Here is a 16,663-nt window from a genome sequence, read left to right on the forward strand (position 1 = left end):
CCTCAGTAGCGGCCGCCCGGGCGCATGCCGGTGCTGAGCGCCTCGTACTGCGGGCTCCCGGCCACGGTCGGCATGAGGGTGGTGCGGCCGAGCTGCGCGCGGTCAACCCCGGCGAAGCCCGCCTGCACCGCGGCGCGGATCTGCGCCTCGCACTCCCGGCGGAGGTTGACGACCTGATTCTCCGAGAGGTCGATGATGCTGCCGATGGCGGTCGTCCCCGGCGGCGTGCCGTTCACGCCCAGCTGGGCGATGCTCGCGTCCACGCCGTGCGCCTCCCAGTGCTCGGAGCCGTCGTCGCCGGCGTTGCCCTGGAGGCAGATGGCGGGCCCGTCGCCGAATGACGGGAAGTTGGGGATGCGCTTCATCCCCGCCTCGCCCTCGGCCCTCGTGCCATAACGAAGGGTGTAGTCGGGCACGATGTGGTGCGCCTGGTAGCCGGGTTCGCACGTGCCGCGGATAGTCCTGTATGGGCCGACGTTGCAAGGCCGGTCTCGCTCGCGCGTCACGCGCACGTTGCCCGCTGCGGCGGCGAGCCGCGCATTTTCCTCCTGTCGCGCGCGCTGCGCCCGCAGGCGCTCGGCGTTCTGTCGGATCTTCTCGGCCGAGGGCCACGGCTGCCTCACGAGCTGCTCGAGCTGCTCGGGCGTCATCTGGCGGAAGTCGACGAGGGTGCCCGCCTTGAGCGAGAGCTGATTGTTGGTGCTATCTACCTGGTTCCAGTACCAGCCGCTCGATCCATACGCGGCACTCCGCTGGTCGGCGCTCATCTGGCCATAAAGGTGCTGATCGATGCTCCGGGCGAACATGCCTTCATTGCCGATGTAATACTGACCGGCCATCTCCCCGAGGCCTGCTCCCAGCGCACCGAGGCCGAGCAGCGCGTTGAGCCTGGCGGCCGCCCCCATGGGCCCCGCGGCGGGCACGCTCCCCGGCGTCGTGGCCGTGCCCGTGCCCGTGTAGGCCCCCGTCGTGTCGAGAAAGGCGACCTGGACCGGGCGGTCGCTGGCGCTCATCACCCGCGTGTCCCGCACGAAGATGAGCTTCCCCTCGGTGTTGCGGTCGTTCATCCACCAGGCGTCGTCGTGGCGGATCGCGTTTCTGCCCTCGATGCGCACGGTGGGCGAGTAGGTCTTGGGCTCGCAGACGCTGCCCACCGTGCCCGATTTGACCCCGAGCCCGCTGCCCGGCTCATCACCCTGGCACGTCGTCACCTTCGATCCCATGTTGTGCGACCGATCGCCGGTCTGTAGCACGGTGGTCGCGGTGTCCACGGCCGCCTGGTTCTGCCTTGCGTAGATCGAATAAGGGATGGGGACGAGCGCCGGGCCGACCGGCGTCTTGCAGACATCCGGGCAGGTCGAGACGATGATGCCTTCGCCTATGTCGCGGCTGCCCTCGCGCGGGATGCTCATGCGTCGCTCCCCGGGCTCACGAGCCCTCGCTCGTCACACCACGGCAGCGCCGCGGCCTCTTCGAGGCTCGCGGCAGCGAGATCGATACGATCGAAGCCCTGCGACATGGCCACCCAGGCGCGCCAGGTGAGCTGGACAGACCAAGGCGGCTCGCCGCGGACATCGATGTGCATGCCATCGAGGTGGAGGCGCACCGGGACGCGGCGCCCCCGCTCCCACTTGAACCAGGCCCAGAGCGAGTGACCGGGCAGCGTGAACGCGAGCGCGCCGCCCCCCGGCGTGAGGCCCTGGAGCTCGACGCGCTCGTCGCCGCGGAGATGGCCGGGCAAGACCAGGCCGGGGTGCGCGGTCTGGTAGAAGCGATAGTCGAAATCGGCGGGGAGCTGAGGGTGGCGAGTCGCCAGCCAGGCGTCGTCGTAGGTGCCGGCGAAGCGGCTGCGAAACTGCCACCAGGGTGGCACGGGCCCGAAGCCCTGCGGTTCTGGCCGCGCCGCCGGGTCGCCCACAGGCTCGGCCTCGCTGTCGATGGTGGGCGCGGGGTAGGCGCGATCGGCCGGCGTGTGGCGGCGATCGAGGACGCCCCGGCCGATGGGGTTGCGCGCGTCGACGTTGCCCTCGGGATCGCCGATGACGACGCCGCCGGCGGCCGATCGGTAGTCGATGGACGCGCGGGCCGCCGGCTCTCCCGTGGAAAGCCGAAACCCGCCGGCGTCCGGCTCGAACGCGCGCGGCGCATACGCCCTCAGGAAGCGCGTGTATTCCCCGACGCGCGCGCCCACCTGCCAGACGTGCGCGGCCACGCCCCCGGGGGCGTGGCCATCAGCGAGGAGGGTGACGTCGGCCGCGGGCTTGAAAGGGATGAGCAGGCCGACCCGGAGCATCGGTGTCGCATGCGGATCACCCTCGTACTCGTCGGCGAGGATCAAGGATTGATCGGGGGCGATCGACAGCCGGCCTTCGGGCGAGAGTAGAAGCGTGCCCCTTGCCGCGACGACGGCCATGGCTGCGCCGTCACGGTGCTTCTGCTCGAACCCTAGCGCGGCGAAGGGGGTCGCGTTGGCGGCCAACATGGCTAGCGGCGGTGGACGGCGACGCGGGTGCCGTCGATGAGGTGCGTCGCAGCAAAGGCGGTTCGATTCACGGCCAGCATGGCACTGCTCAGGTAGGATCGATGACGAACTCGATCTTGGTCCCTGCATGGACACCAAGAAGGACGACACCGGACGGGACGCCGCGGGATGTGGCTCGGCATGAAGCTCCGGGCTCCAGCCGCTTTCTGCGACCGCGTTCAGGGCTAGTTGAGATCGATCGGATCGCCGAAGACCTGGACATGCTCGCTCCCATCGACCAGGATCCTAACGCCCTTGAGCGTGATGTTGCCGTCCTTGTCCATCACGAACTTCGATTTACCGCACGTGATTTCGATCTTCTCCCCGACGTCGATGGTCTGATTCCGGCCAATCTGCACTACCTCGTCGACACCCACGGCGCGGGCGCGGATCATCCCCACCGCTTCGCGCAGGCTATTCAGCACGCTCTTCGTGGCGTTGTTGCCGACCGTGACGTCCTCGTTGTGGCCGATCCCCGTCGTCCGGTCGCGGCCGATCGTCGTCTCCTGATCGTTCTTGACCAGCTTGTGGAGGTCCTTCTCGGCTTGCATCCTGACGAGCTCGCTACCGGCCTTGTCCTCGAACATGATCTCGTTGTAGCCGTACGTGGACGGGCTCGAGTTGCTCTTCCAGCCGCTCTGCGTCTTGTTCATGGGCAGCGAGTAGGGCGTCTTCTGGAGGTTGGTGTACACGCGGCCGACGATGATGGGCCGGTCGGGATCGCCGCCGAGGAAGTCCACGATGACCTCCTGTCCGATGCGCGGCAGGTTGGTCCCGCCGAAGCCGGCGCCGCCCCAGGGCTGGCTGACGTGGATCCAGCACGACGAGTCGTTGTTCATCTTGCTCTCGCGGTCCCAGTGGAAGTGGGCGCGCACGCGGCCGAACTCGTCGACGTGGATCTCCTCGCCGGGCGGACCGACCACCGTGGCGCTCTCGACGCCCTGCGCGCGGGGCTTGCGCGTGCGCAGCGGCGGTCGGTAGGGCGCGTCGGCGCTCACGGCGACGCAGGAGTGCTCCCACTCGGCCGGTACCTCGCCGGAGAGCTGGGACTCGAGGACGAGCAGCTTCTTGTCGGGACCGAGCTCGCTCTTCGGGTGCTCGAGGAACGAGAGGACGGCGCCCGGTGCGGGATCGATGACGTTGGTCTTGAACACGATCTCCCGTGCCGAGGCGCGCTTCGCCTCCAGCCGACGCTGAGCGAGCGCCTCGCCCTCGGACTCGTCCGCGCGGTACTTGCCCTGATCGTCGGCTGTCGGCGAGCTCTCGCCCTTTTGACTTTCGAACAGGAACGCGCCAGGCACATAATGGAAGCGCTCCAGCTGATCTTCCACGGGGCCGGCGCCGGAGGCGGTGGCCAGGAGCTTGTAGTTCGCGGGCCTCCGGTGGTCGTGGTCGCGCACTGTGTACTTGCCGGGTCGCAGGCGGCGGCCGACGACGACCTTGGTGACGTGCTCGCGGTCGGCGTCGGTCGGGTGATCGCGGTAAGTGATGGGCACGCGGGCGACGTTCGCCTGGGGGCGGTCGTCGAGGACGAGCCGGCTCTCTCCGCCGTTGTCGAAGTAGAAGCTCACCCCGGCGTCCTCCAGCATGCGGCTGATGAAGGTGTAGTCGCTCTCGCCGTACTGGACGCGGTACTTGCGCTTCTTGTACTCGCCGGCAAGCCGCCGCGTGGGGGAGATGCCCCACTCGCCGAGGAGCTGCAGCACGATGTCGACCTCCGACTTGTGCTGGAACATGCGGTAGTTGCGGCGCTGGGTGGCGAGCCAGAGCCGCGGGACCAGGGTCAGCTCGTAGGTGGAGAGGTAGCGCTCCTCGACGGCCACCTGCTGGAGATGACTGCACAGTCCGGACCAGACGCGGGTCTGATTCGCGTGCGCGGTGAAGGTCATGGGCTGGCCGATGACGGCTTCGAAGTCGATATCCGGGTTGTCCGATACGGCGACGATCTGGACCTCGAAGAGCGAGGACATCCGCTCGGTGACCTGGAAGCGACGCACATCGAGCATGTCGCCCGACGCGATCTGCGCCTCGACTCGGTAGACCCCCGAGCTCAGTCCGGTTCCCTTGTTTCGGATGATCGGGTGCGTGTCGGCCATGGGCATTCCTAGCCCGGTCTACCCTGCGCTTGTAGAGCGGACAGCCGATGTTATCCGGCAGCCATCCCTGTCCGCAAGAGGGGCCCGCGCGCATCGTACGCTCAGGGCTCCGCCGGTGCGGCCGTTCAGACGGTCGAACGCCCACACATTGACGCCTCGTGTTGATGGTTGCAGTATCGCCGGCGGAGTGAAGGTCGTCTCCCTTTCGCAGCTCCCCGTTGGCCTGGTCGTGTGGCAACCTCATCCAGGCGCCTGGATGCAGACGTTCGTCTGTAAAAGCACGTTCAAGCTGTACCCCGGTGTGTGTGCCCTCGCGGCCGAGCAGGAGCCGCTCCACCTATCCGACCGCCACTGGCGCGACGACACGTGCTGGAGTCTCTATGCGGCCTCCGACTTCGTCCCCCACCGCGCCCGGGCGGACGTCGTCCTCGTTGGCCACGCCTTCTCGCCCAACGGCACGGCAGTCCGATCCCTCACTGCCCGCGTGATCGTGAATGACATCGACAAGGCCATCGAGGTCTACGGAGCTCGCAGCTTCACGCAGCACGGCGTCCTCGAGCAGAGCTCGCGCTTCACCAGGATGCCGCTGCTCTGGGAGTACGCGGGCGGCGGCCCCGGCACCTCCAACCCCGTCGGCATGCCCCCCCATGCTCGCGACATCCACGGGCGACGCAACCTCCCCAACCTCCAGCGTCCAGGCGTTGTCGTCATCGGGCCGGACGACGTCATCGAGCCCGTGGGATTTGGACCCGTTGCCTCCGGATGGCCCACCCGCCGGCAGAAGCTGGGGCGCTACGCGGCCACGTTCCCCGGCAACGACTGGCACCGCCAGCCCCTGCCCCCGGACCTCGACGTCAGCTACTTCAACGCCGCGCCGGTCGACCAGCAGACCACCGCGCTCAGCAGTGACGAGCGGCTCATCCTCGAGCATCTCCACCCCGAGCACCCGCACCTCGTCACGAGCCTCCCGGGGCTCCACCCCCGCGCCTACGTCGACCGCCCCGGCGAGCCCTTGCAGGGCGTCGCCATGTGGCCCGATCTGCTCTGGATCAACACCGACCGCTGCATCTGCACGGTGACCTGGCGCGGCCAGGTCCCGCTCCGAGAGCCGCAAGAGGCCGGGCAGATCCTGGTCGCGCTGGAGGAGCCTTATCAGACCCTCGTAAGTAACGACAGCGAGGGCGTGGCCAGCAGTTCTGGAGTGGGGCTCGCGAGCGGCCGGGCCGGCGGCGGCGCGATGAGCGAGATCGGGCTCCAAGCGCCCTACGACCAGGCGCACGATGGCGATAGCGCCGTGCACGACGAGGATGACCCTGAGGCCTGCACCCTGCCGTTGGACGTGAATCAGGATCTCGCCGTCTCCCGGCCGGCCCTACCGTTCCCCACAGTGCCCGCGGGCCAACCTGCTCCCCCGTCGAGCCCGGCGCAGCGCCTCGCAGTCCCCCCCTTCGTGCAGTCCGCGCCGCCGGCGGCCGTGGTACCCCCGTCGAGTCGGGCACAGCACCTCGAGGCCACGGCCGCTGCGTTCGTTCAGGCCGCGCCACGAGCAGCCGCGGTACCCACTCCGGCAGCCGCGGCGCAGCCGCCCGCCGATGCGCCCACTGCCACCAGCGCGGCTTCACTGGTCGCCGCGAAACCCGCGTTGCCATTCGTGCAGGGCGAGCGAGCTGAGCCTGCGCTACGTCACCAAGCAGAGTCTTCGCCGCGAGGGGTGGAGCCAGCAGAGGCTCCTGACGAGGTGCTGCGTCCGCCGCTTGTCGCGATCCCTCCAGCGCTGTCGCCTGCGCTGCACGCGCCGCCCGCGCCTGAGCGCGATGCGAGGTCTCCGCCCCTGACGGCAAAGGAGCCCGCCCCTCCTGCCATGCTCGGCCCACTGGCGAGGCCAGACATGGGGGCGATGGAGCCCTCGGCAGAGGAGGCGCCCGAGCCTGACACCCAGGCGAAAAAGCCTGGTCCGCTCCCCGCGCCGGAGGAGCCCGCACCGCCTCTCGCGGCCTACCCCATCGAGCGTTGCGCAGTCATTGCGGCCAAGCTCGCGCAGCGGCCGGCGGACTGCGACACCATCCTCAAAGCGGAGAAGCTCACGCCGAAGAATTGGCAGTCGCTGCACGAACAGTGGCTTGACGAGATCCAGGACGAGATCGCGCGCCGGAAGAAGAAGCTCCTGTCAGCGTACGACGCGGCCTACGTGGCGGCACTCGAGAAGGAGCGCGGGCCGATCACAGCGGGCGAGTACGCACAGCTTGTGATCTCGGCCGAGCAGGGGCAGGGCCAGGCGGCACTGGCCGAGCTGGGCCTGCCGGATGAGTCGATGATGCGGATCCGGCGGGTGTGGCTGGAGAGGATCGTGAAAGACAAGAAGGCGGCGGCAGCGGTGCGGGCTGCAATGCGGAAGGCGGACGAAGCTTGAAGGCGGGCGCGCTGAGCGAGGATCTCGCCGAACTGCCGCAGCTTCACCAGGCAGGTGTTCGGGTCCTCGGCGAAGTAGCGCTCCGCCTGCGTCCCGAGCACGACGAGGCGCGGGTCGTGGTGGGCGAGAAACGCGAAGTTGGGCGAGGCGGCAGGGGGCATGGGATCGAGCTCGCGCGTGGGTGGGGGGACCGTTCCATGGAACACCAGCCCAGGGTGCAGATGGAAGTGGAACGCCATCGTGCTGGGCGGTCTCGCGTAAGGAGCAGACGTTCAGGTGCGCGCGGTCGACGGGCACGTCGAGACGACGTCAAATCGTCGTGGAAACGCACGCAGCGGCGCGGGCGCGCGCCGTTGCCGGGCTGGCGATGCCATTGATAAGGTGGGCTATCTATGACGCGCTTGCGCTTGCGGTCGGTCCTGTTGCGGTGCTGCCTTCTCGGCGCGTTGATCAGCGCCACGGGCCCCTCGCGCGCGGCGCCGCCGCCAGGGGGCTCGCCGCCGGCGGCCGCGGCGCTGCGCCAGCAGGCGCGGATCGCCTTCTTCGGGCGGCGGTGGGCGGACGCCGAGGCGCGCTTCGAGGCCGCCCTGGCGGCGCCCGACGCCGCCGGGATGACCGAGGCGCAGCTGGCCGAGGTCCTCGGGTATCTCGGGCTCTCCGAGCTGGAGCAGGGCAAGCACCGGGAGGCCGCCGAGCACCTGGGGGAGAGCCTCGAACACGATGCCGCCCTGAAGGAGCCGCTCGTCCGCCGGTTCACGACCGCGTTCAACAAGGCGCTGGAGCACGTCGGAAGGATCTACGTGGCTGCCGCCCCGCCCGACGCCGAGGTCCTCCTGGACGACGAGCCGATCGGCACGGGAGCCACGGTCCTCGAGCTGTTCGTCGATCCAGGGAAACACACGCTCCGGGCCCGCCTGTCGGGATACGAGGAGCTCTCTCATCGGGTCGAGATCGCCGGCGGGGCGACGCTCGGCGCGACGCTGACGCTCTCGCGCGTGGCCCCGCCGCCCCCGCCCGCCCCCGAGCCAAGCGCGGCGAAGCGCGGACCGGTCGGACCGGCCGCGGCCCCGGCGCCCGGGCCCTGGGCGTCGTGGCCGGGAACACTGCGGATCGCGGGGATCGCCGTCACGACGGCCGCCATCTCCTCGGGGACCGTCTTCATGCTCCGGGCGAACGTCCTCGATGGAGACATCGATGAGCGCGGCGATGGCCTCTACCGCGATCCAGCATGGACCTCGGACGCGTGCCGCCAGGTGCCGCAGCCCTCCGCATGCTCCGAGCTCCACCGCTTGCGCGTCCAGCGCGACACGTCCCGCGCCCTCGGGGCCACCCTTGTCGCGACGGGGGTCGTCGTTGGCGCTGCGACCGTGGTGTCCTTCTTCGCGGGCTCCTCGTCCCCGCGAGCGAAGGCGGCGCCGGCCGCCGTCCATGTCTTGCCGGTGACGACGGCCCAGCAGATGGGCGTTGTGGCGCTCGGGGCGTGGTGAGCCCGCCGCCCGTGAAGGGGATCACCGTCGACGCGGCCTTCGCGGTGCCCCCCCGCGGAGGCCCGCGGCGCGTCACTTCGGCCTGATCTCCGTGAGGACGAGCAGGTACTCCGGCGGGTTGTTCGGCGACAGCTTGGCGTACGGGTTCTCCTTGGTGGGGAAGCCGGTGAAGCGCTTCGTGCTGTACTCGCCCCAGGACGGGTTCTTGAAGAGCGGGATCACCGGCGCGTTCTGCGCGTAGAGCATCTGCACCTCGTCCAGGATGCGCTTCTGCTCCGCTGACTCCGTCGCCGCCTCGAACTGCTGGAACAGCTTGTCGGCCTCCTTGTCGCCGTAGCGGTGCCAGTTGCGCGCGCTCGCCTCGCCGACGGGCTTCACGAGCTCCGCGGACATGAGATCTCGGTAGTAATGGTGGTTCGCCGGGTCCTTGGCGACATAGACCTTCTCGATCTCGGGGACGAACGGCCGCGCGAGGTCCTCCATGCCGTGCTCGGCATGGCATGGAACACTTTGCCGGTTGAGTCATGTGGGTGTCAACGCGCAGACGTGGCAGTCGCCGCGCGCGCCGTCGCGCCGTCCTGCGAGGGACGACGAGGCACGGCGGGGGACGACGAGGCACGGCGAGGGACGCCGAGGGCCGGAGGCCTGCTCGAGCGGGTCGCGGGCCCGCCGCGCGCCCGGACCAAAGCGGACCAAAGACAGGCAAGCAGGGGGCTCACCCGCGCGTGGTGCTCGCTTGTTCCGGACCTCCTCCTTCATGCTTCATGTCGCAGAGGAGGCGCTGTTAGCTAGAAAGTTAACCGTGTTGACAAACCATCGCTGAAAACGATAGAGGTCGGAGTGTTGTCCTGAACTTGAAATCGACTCACTTCCCCTCTGCCAAGGAGCTCCTCCCATGAGAACGAATCCGCTGATGAACAAGCCCTGGAGCGCTCGTCTCGGCTCGGCGCTGGCGCTGATCGTCGCTTCCCTGGCGCTGGGCTGCGTGAGCGAGATGGGCGATGAGGGCGAGGGGACCCTGGACGAGCCCGTCGGGGAGGCCAAGGCGGCGATCGGCTGGTCGGGGTACAGCTGGGGATGCGGCGGGAGCTGCCAGCTCAACCTGGGGACGGACGTCGACCGGACGTGCTTCCTCGCAGGCGTCTGGGGCAAGCTCGGGGCCAGCTCTCAGGCCTCGGTGCGCGTGCAGCGGTCCGGCGGCGACTGGATCCTCGACGTCGACGCCGCCACCGGCCAGAACCTGGGCGCCAACGCCGTGTGCGTCAACACGGCGGAGAACAGGACGGGTCAATACACCTGGACCTGGGGACCGGGGGAGGGCCTGCCGACGAGCATGGGATTCGGCACGTCGTCACGGCGGTGCTTCCTCACGCAGGTGATCAGCAACGGCGCGTTCAGGTACAACAACTGGATCACGGACTACGCGAGGGTGCGAAAGGATGCCTCGGGCGAATGGTTCCTCGAGGGCGTCAGCACCACGGGCGTGGACACCCCGGTGACGGCCACGGTGAAGGCCATCTGCGTGGACGTGCCGCAAAACTACGGTGCATGGCAGTGGATCGCCGGCAACAACCATCGCATCGATCTTCTGGCGAGCAATTCGGTCGGCGGGGTGGCGTGCGGCATGACAGGGCTGGGCGGGCCCTTCACGTCGAACAACTGGACCGATGGCGTCTGGCTCGAGTACAATCCAACGACGCTCGACTGGGAACAGCACACCGTCAACAACAAGACGGCCTGGTCTCAGTGCGTCCGGTGACCGGCACGGCGGCTTGACGGAGGTATGCCGTACAGGGCCCGGACCCGGCGCTCGGCGGCGCCGCCGGCTCCGTGTGTGCGGCCGCCTGCGGGGGCGAGCGTCCCCAGCGCCCCCGCGCCCCGTGCCTCCACGCCCACGCGGCGGCTCGGCGTCTTCACGGCACCTCTCGGACGCGCGCTGTGATGTAATGGGCCGTGTCCACCCCCTGGGCAGCGGCTGCCCTGGGGGATAACCCGCGGTGAGCCCTTGAGCGCCTCTCCTCCCAAAGCGACGATCGCCGTCCTCGAGCGGAACCGCGTCGTCGGCCAGCGCATCGCCCGCGCGATGTCCGCCGCCTCCGGCCTGCAGGACGTCCCCGTCGCCAGCGATCCCGCCGAGCTGCGCGCCCGGCTGTCCGAGCGACCCCTCCTGCTCGGCTGCGACGCCGCCGATCTCGACCTCGCGCTCGAGTGGGCGGCCGAGCGATACCCCAGCATGCACCTGCTCGTGTGGACCTCGGGCAGCACCGACGCGATCCTCCACGCCGCCCTGAAGGAGCCCCGCCTCTCCAGCATCGTCGGCTGGCCGAGCTTCGCCTCCATGCCGCGGCCCTGGGAGATCGCCCTCGCTGTCCGCCGCATCCTCAAGCCGCTCGCCCTGCCGCCTCGGCTCTCCGACCTGCTCTCCTGGGGCGCCACCATCGTGAAATGGCGCCCCCGCACGAGCGACGACCGCGACCGCACCGTCGCCGAGGTCGCGCACTGGGCCGAGCGCTCCGGCGCCCCCGCGCGGGTCGCCGAGCGGCTCGCCTCGCTCGCGCACGAGCTGCTCATGAACGCGATGTACGACGCGCCCGTCGACCGCCGCGGCCGCCCCCGCTACGCGCACGACAGGCGGCGCGACCTCGTGCTCGAGGAGAACGAGATCCCCACCCTGCGCCTCGGCACCGACGGCGCGTACCTCGCCCTCCAGGCCCACGATCCGTTCGGCGGCCTCCGGCGGCACCACGTCTTCGAGGGCATCACCCGCGGCCTGAGCGCCCGCGGCGCCGACTCGACGAGCGCCCCCGTGCTCGACACGTCGCGCGGCGGCGCCGGGCTCGGCATGCTCAAGATCTACGCGGCCGGCGCCGTGCTGGTCGTCGACGTCTCGCCCATGGCCTCGACCATGGTCACCTCCTTCTGGGACCTCGACGTCAACCCGCGCGAGTTCCGCTCGCTCCCGGCGTCCCTCCACTTCTTCGAGCGCTCCACGCCGGCGATCGAGACGCTGGAGCGGACCGGGTGGTGACGCACGCGCGCGGCGCGAGAGGACGGCGAGCCGGCCGAGGCGGGCGCCATGGCTGAGATCGATCCGCTCCTCGCGCGGCAGCTCAGGCGCCTCGGGCTCGAGGACCTCGACGCGCCGCCCGACAAGGAGACCTGGCACAAGGTGGTCGCGCGCATCAGCGAGCACTACCGCCACGTCGCCGACGATCGGAGCCTGCTCACCCGCTCGCTCGACCTCTCCACGAACGAGATGGGCGCGCTGCACCGGCAGCTCCTGGCCGAGCGGGACCGCCTGCGCAGCGTCGTCGTGGCCATCGGGGACGCGCTGACCATCTTCCACGACGCCGCGAGCTCGCAGGTCGAGCCGTCGCGGCCGATCGAGGTCGGCTCGACGATCTCCACGGCCAAGCGGCGCTTCGCGTCGAAGCTCGGCGAGCTCTTCTCCCTGAGCGGCGCGGCGCCCGGCGGCGCGACCCAGGCCGCGCCTGGCAGCGCGACCCAGGACGCCGCGGGCGCGAGCGGCTCGGACGAGGCGATCAACGAGGTCCGCGTGCAGCTGGTCGCGCTCGGGGACCGGCTGGTGCAGCTGCTCTACGACACGGCGGAGAAGGCCTCGCTGAAGAAGCAGCTCGAGGTCGCGCGCGCCGTCCAGCAGATGCTCGTGCCGAGCGAGGACGTCATCGAGCGGCCCTCCCTGCGGCTCGCCAGCCACTTCCAGCCCGCGGCGGAGTGCGGCGGCGACTGGTGGACGTTCCACGATCTGCCGGACGGCAGGCTGCTCACCGTCGTCGGCGACGTGACAGGGCACGGCATCTCGTCCGCGATCATCACGGGGGCGGCGAAGGCCGCCTGCGACGTCGTGCGCACGTTCGCGCGCGAGGCGATCGGCCCGGCGCAGCTGCTCCGGGTCATGAACTGCTCGATCTTCGAGGCGGGGCAGCAGAAGTTCCTGATGACGTGCGCGGCGTGCATCTTCGACCCCGCAGCCGGGTCGCTGACCCTCGCGAACGCCGGGCACCCGTTCCCCTACCTGGTCAGGAACAGCGCGATCCGGCAGCTCGCCGCGCAGGGCGAGCCGCTCGGTGCGGCGAGCTCGGCCGAGTACACGTCGAGCACCATCGCCCTGGAGGGCGGGGACGCGCTCCTCTGGTTCACCGACGGCGTGACCGAGTGCGAGAACGAGTCGAGCGAGCAGTTCAGCGAGAAGCGGCTGCGATCGCTCTTCCAGAGCGTGGCCGCCGGCCCGCCCGAGGAGGCGAGGGACGCGATCGTCGCGGCGGTGTCCAGGTTCCGCGGCGAGCGCGCCCTCGACGACGACGTGACGCTCGTCGTGGCGCGCGTGTCGTGAGGGCTTCGTAGAGGGCCAGGGGCGCACGAGCGAGCTCGACCGCCGCGTCATGGCGCCCGCCCCGTCACGACACGACGCCCGCCGCCCCCCGCGTGCTGTAGCCTGAGAGCGAGGAGATCCATGATCCTCGAGACCTTCCACTACGATCGGGACACCAAGAAGTGGTCCGTGCGGGTGCTGCCGGTGCTCGACAGCGAGCGGACGCTGGTGCTGGCGTTCGGGGCGCCGGAGCTCCTCGACGACCCCGGGGCGATCCGCGAGCTGCGGCGGGCGTACCCGCGGTCGCACGTGGTGGGGTGCTCGAGCGCGGGGGAGATCGCGGGCACGTCGGTGCGCGACGGGACGCTGACGGTGGCGGTGGCGCGGTTCGAGCGGACGACGCTGGCGACGGCGCAGGTGGAGGTGGCGAGCGCGTCGGGGTCGTTCGCCGCGGGGCAGGCGCTGGCGCGCAAGCTGGAGCGGCCGGGGCTGCGCGGGGTGCTCGTGCTGTCGGAGGGGCTCGGGGTGAACGGCAGCCAGCTGGTGCGCGGGCTGAACGCGGTGCTGCCGGAGTCGGTGGTGGTGACCGGGGGCCTGTCCGGGGACGGGACGCAGTTCAAGCGGACGTGGGTGTGCGCGGGGGACGTGGTGCGCAGCGGGCTCGTGGCGGCCGTGGGGCTGTACGGCGAGCACGTGGTGATCCAGCACGGGTCGAAGGGGGGCTGGGACAAGTTCGGGCCGGAGCGCGTGGTGACCCGCTCGGAGGGCAACGTGCTCTACGAGGTCGACGGACGCCCGGCGCTCTCGCTGTACAAGGAGTACCTCGGGGACAAGGCGGCGGAGCTGCCGGCGTCGGCGCTCCTGTTCCCGCTGGCGTTGCGCGCGACGGCGCAGGACGAGAAGGCGCTCGTGCGGACGGTGCTGGCGGTGGACCACGACGCGCAGTCGCTGACGTTCGCGGGGGACGTGCCGAGGGGGCACCTGGTGCAGCTGATGAAGGCGGACTTCGAGCGGCTGATCGGGGGCGCGGAGCAGGCGGCGAGGGCGGCGAGCGAGGCGGGGAGGGCGGGCGGGGACAGCGCGCTGGCGATCGCGATCAGCTGCGTGGGGCGCCGGATCGTGCTGGGCGACCGGACCGAGGAAGAGGTCGAGGCGGTGGCGGACGTGCTGCCGAAGGGCACGCAGGTGACGGGGTTCTACTCGTACGGGGAGATCTCGCCGTACGCGACCGGCCACTGCGACCTGCACAACCAGACCATGACCCTCACCGTCCTCTCCGAGGCGTCCACGCCGCTCGCCAGGAGCGAAGGCCCGCGGGAGCGAAGGCCGCGCGCCGCGAAGCGGGCGCCGGCCGTGGCGGCGCGCGTCGTCGCGCAGCCGGCCGGCGGGATGGCGGAGTTCGAGGAGCTCGAGATCGCGTCGGACTCGACCTTCACGTCCGAGGCCTCCTTCGACGCGCCGGCGTCGGCGTCGAGCGCGACGCCGGGGCCGTCGCCGCTGTCGCCGGGGCGCGAGGGCGAGGAGCCGCGGCCGACCATCCGGGTGCCGCCGAACGGCCGCAGGGCGTCGCGCCCGCACAGCGCCGAGCCCGCGTCGGGGCCGGTCTCGTCGGGGCACAGCCCCACCACCGTGGACCGGCCGCCGCCCGCCGCCTGGGCGCCCCGCGCCGCGCCGACGCGGAGCGTGCCGCCCGCCGGCGCCGCCGGCCGCCTCGACGGCCTCGCGTTCGATCGGCGCACGATCGGCGACGTGCTCGTCGTCCGGCTCGCCGGGCGCATGACCGAGGCGTTCAAGGGGGCGGCGCTCGCGCGGGAGCTCGAGGGCAAGGTCCTGCTCGACCTGGCCGGCGTCGAGCGGATCACGTCGTTCGGCGTCCGCGAGTGGCTCCAGATGATCCACGCGGCCCAGCCGCGCCTCCGCGCCCTCTACCTCGCGCGCTGCTCCGAGCCGGTCATCAACCAGCTCAGCATGATCCGGCGGTTCGCCGGCAACGGGCGGGTCGTCTCGTTCTATGCGCCGTACTGCTGCGAGTCGTGCGGCGCCCAGTTCGAGCGCCTCGTCGACTGCGCCCACGACGCGGCCTCGCTCGCCGAGGGCAAGCCGCCCGACGCGGTGTGCCCCCGCTGCGACGGCGCCGGCGCCTTCGACGACGACGCGGAGACGTATTTCGGGTTCGTCGCCCAGCACGGCGCCGGCGCGATCCCGCCGGAGGTGCGCGAGATCCTCCTCGAGCTCGAGAAGGCCGACGAGCCCGCCGTCGGCGACGTGGTGGAGAAGTCCGTCGAGGGGCGCGTCACGCGCCTCAAGGTGGGCAGCAAGCTGACCGCGACGATCCGCTGGAGCCGCATCATCGACGGCCTCGAGGGCCAGGTCGTCTTCGATCTGAGCAACGTCCCCGCGGTCACCGCCGACGGCGCGGCGCGCTTCGAGTCGGCGCTCCGCAAGCTCGACGGCGCCGTCGAGGCGATCCGCATCGAGGGCTGTCCCCGGCTGCTCGCCGAGCGCACGGCGGGCCCCTCGTGGCCCGAGCTCGCGCGGATCGAGTCCGCGGTCGTCGAGGGCCGCTGCGCGTCCTGCAGCGCGACCCGGACCGTGCTCGTCGAGGTCGATCGGCACGCCCCTCTGCTCCGCGGCGGCCAGGACCCGAGCGTCACCTGCAAGCGCTGCAACACGCCGCTCGCCTTCGACGGCTCCCGCTCGCTGCTCTACGTCCTCGGCGCCCACGCGACGCGCGCCCCCTCGGTCCCGCTGCCGCCCGCCCTGCCCGCGGCGAGCGCGCAGCAGCAGCCGGCCGCGGCGCCCGAGGCGCAGCAGCGCGGCGCGGGCGCCGCCGCGCCGCAGCAGCGCGGCGCGGGCGGCAACGCGCCGTTCCTCGCGCTGCTCGGCGGGGTGGCGCTCGCGGCCGCCGGCTTCGCGGCGTGGCGCGGCGGCGTCGGCCCCGCCGCGGCGCCAGCGGCCTCGGCGGCGCCCGCCGCTTCGGCAGCGCCCGCGGCCTCGGCGGCTCCGGCGGCCTCGCCGGCGCGCACGGGCGAGGCGCGCGCGCCGGGGCCGCCCGCGAGCGGCCCCGGCACGGCGGGCTGGTCGGTCATGGACGACCTCCCGCCCGCGTGGGTGGAGCGGCCGTTCGTCGTCGAGGGCGAGAGCGTGCTCGTCGTCGGCCGCGGCGGCCCCGCGGCCAGCGAGTCGGGCGCGCTCGCGGCGGCGCGCAGCGGCGCGATCGAGCGCCTCACCTCCGGCCTCGCCGCGGAGCTCGCGGGCTCACCCGCGGCCGAGCTCCTCGTCACGCAGCCGCCGGCCGACGCCGGGGCGGCGCAGCGCGCGGAGGTCGTCGAGCGCATCGCCGGGCGCTTCCTCGCGCAGGCCGGGGCGTTCGCGACGCCCGAGCGCGTGGACGCCGTCGTGCGGCGGGAAGGCGACGGCGTGCTCGCCTTCGCGCGGTACAGGCTGTCCCGGCAGAGCTTCGACGCGGCCGCGGCGCTCTACCGCCAGACCGCCACGTTCCAGGGGCTCACCGTGGCGCGCTTCTTCCCGCAGCTCGAGGCGCGGGTACGCACCTCCGGCGAGCTCGTCGTCGTCGCGGCGGAGCGCCCGCAGCGTGGCGCGGATCCAGGGGTCGTCGCGGGGGACATCGTGCTCTCGGTCAACGAGCGCCCCGTCCATTCGGTCGAGATCTTCGGGAAGGCCGCGGCGGACGCGTGGGCGCGCGCGCCGGCCGGTGGTACGATGACCCTCCAGATCGAGTCGCGCGGTGAGCGCCGCAGCGTGAGCTTCGCGAAATCCCAGGCCGAAGGCCCTCGATGAGCACCATGACCGCCC

9 protein-coding genes and 1 pseudogene are annotated in these 16,663 nt (G+C 71.5%); 6 read left to right on the forward strand and 4 right to left on the reverse strand.

The annotated features are described in order from the left end of the window. Positions 1-2: 2 nt before the first annotated feature. The 3 genes from WMF34_RS43125 to WMF34_RS43135 all read right to left on the reverse strand — a co-directional run bounded on the left by WMF34_RS43125 (position 3) and on the right by WMF34_RS43135 (position 4,617). A complete protein-coding gene (locus WMF34_RS43125; protein WP_437991459.1) occupies positions 3-1,412 on the reverse strand; it encodes a DUF4150 domain-containing protein in 1,410 nt (469 codons plus the stop codon). Next, positions 1,409-2,482: a DUF2169 family type VI secretion system accessory protein gene (locus WMF34_RS43130; RefSeq protein ID WP_049876543.1), complete on the reverse strand. Its 1,074-nt coding sequence runs from the start codon at positions 2,480-2,482 to the stop codon at positions 1,409-1,411. The genes WMF34_RS43125 and WMF34_RS43130 overlap by 4 nt, the downstream gene beginning before the upstream one ends. A gap of 224 nt (positions 2,483-2,706) precedes the next feature. Next, a complete protein-coding gene (locus WMF34_RS43135; RefSeq protein ID WP_012241030.1) occupies positions 2,707-4,617 on the reverse strand; it encodes a type VI secretion system Vgr family protein in 1,911 nt (636 codons plus the stop codon). Between the two features lie 256 nt (positions 4,618-4,873). Here WMF34_RS43135 and WMF34_RS43140 point away from each other — a divergent pair, with 256 nt between their 5' ends. Both WMF34_RS43140 and WMF34_RS43145 read left to right on the forward strand, forming a co-directional pair. Beyond that, a complete protein-coding gene (locus tag WMF34_RS43140) occupies positions 4,874-7,027 on the forward strand; it encodes a DUF2169 domain-containing protein (RefSeq protein ID WP_437991460.1) in 2,154 nt (717 codons plus the stop codon). Positions 7,028-7,419: 392 nt separating this feature from the next. Next, on the forward strand, positions 7,420-8,514 hold the full coding sequence (locus tag WMF34_RS43145; protein WP_437991461.1) for a PEGA domain-containing protein: 1,095 nt from the start codon (positions 7,420-7,422) through the stop codon (positions 8,512-8,514). A 72-nt stretch (positions 8,515-8,586) separates the two neighbouring features. Here WMF34_RS43145 and WMF34_RS43150 read toward each other — a convergent pair. After that, positions 8,587-8,922: pseudogene (locus WMF34_RS43150) on the reverse strand (ABC transporter substrate-binding protein); the annotation flags it as partial. Between the two features lie 487 nt (positions 8,923-9,409). Here WMF34_RS43150 and WMF34_RS43155 point away from each other — a divergent pair. From WMF34_RS43155 to WMF34_RS43170, 4 genes are all read left to right on the forward strand, one after another. After that, complete coding sequence (locus WMF34_RS43155) at positions 9,410-10,273, forward strand: hypothetical protein (RefSeq protein WP_437991462.1); 864 nt, start codon at positions 9,410-9,412, stop codon at positions 10,271-10,273. A gap of 246 nt (positions 10,274-10,519) precedes the next feature. Then, on the forward strand, positions 10,520-11,542 hold the full coding sequence (locus WMF34_RS43160) for a hypothetical protein (RefSeq protein WP_231864547.1): 1,023 nt from the start codon (positions 10,520-10,522) through the stop codon (positions 11,540-11,542). 48 nt (positions 11,543-11,590) lie between these two features. Continuing rightward, positions 11,591-12,868, forward strand: coding sequence for a PP2C family protein-serine/threonine phosphatase (locus WMF34_RS43165; protein ID WP_012241036.1), 1,278 nt, complete (start codon positions 11,591-11,593; stop codon positions 12,866-12,868). Positions 12,869-12,988: 120 nt separating this feature from the next. Then, positions 12,989-16,648 (forward strand): FIST N-terminal domain-containing protein, encoded by a 3,660-nt coding sequence (locus WMF34_RS43170; protein WP_437991463.1) that lies wholly within the window; start codon positions 12,989-12,991, stop codon positions 16,646-16,648. Positions 16,649-16,663 lie beyond the last annotated feature (15 nt).

The sequence above is a fragment of the Sorangium sp. So ce145 genome (genome assembly GCF_051525985.1).
GTDB classification, from domain to species: domain Bacteria; phylum Myxococcota_A; class Polyangia; order Polyangiales; family Polyangiaceae; genus Sorangium; species Sorangium cellulosum_B.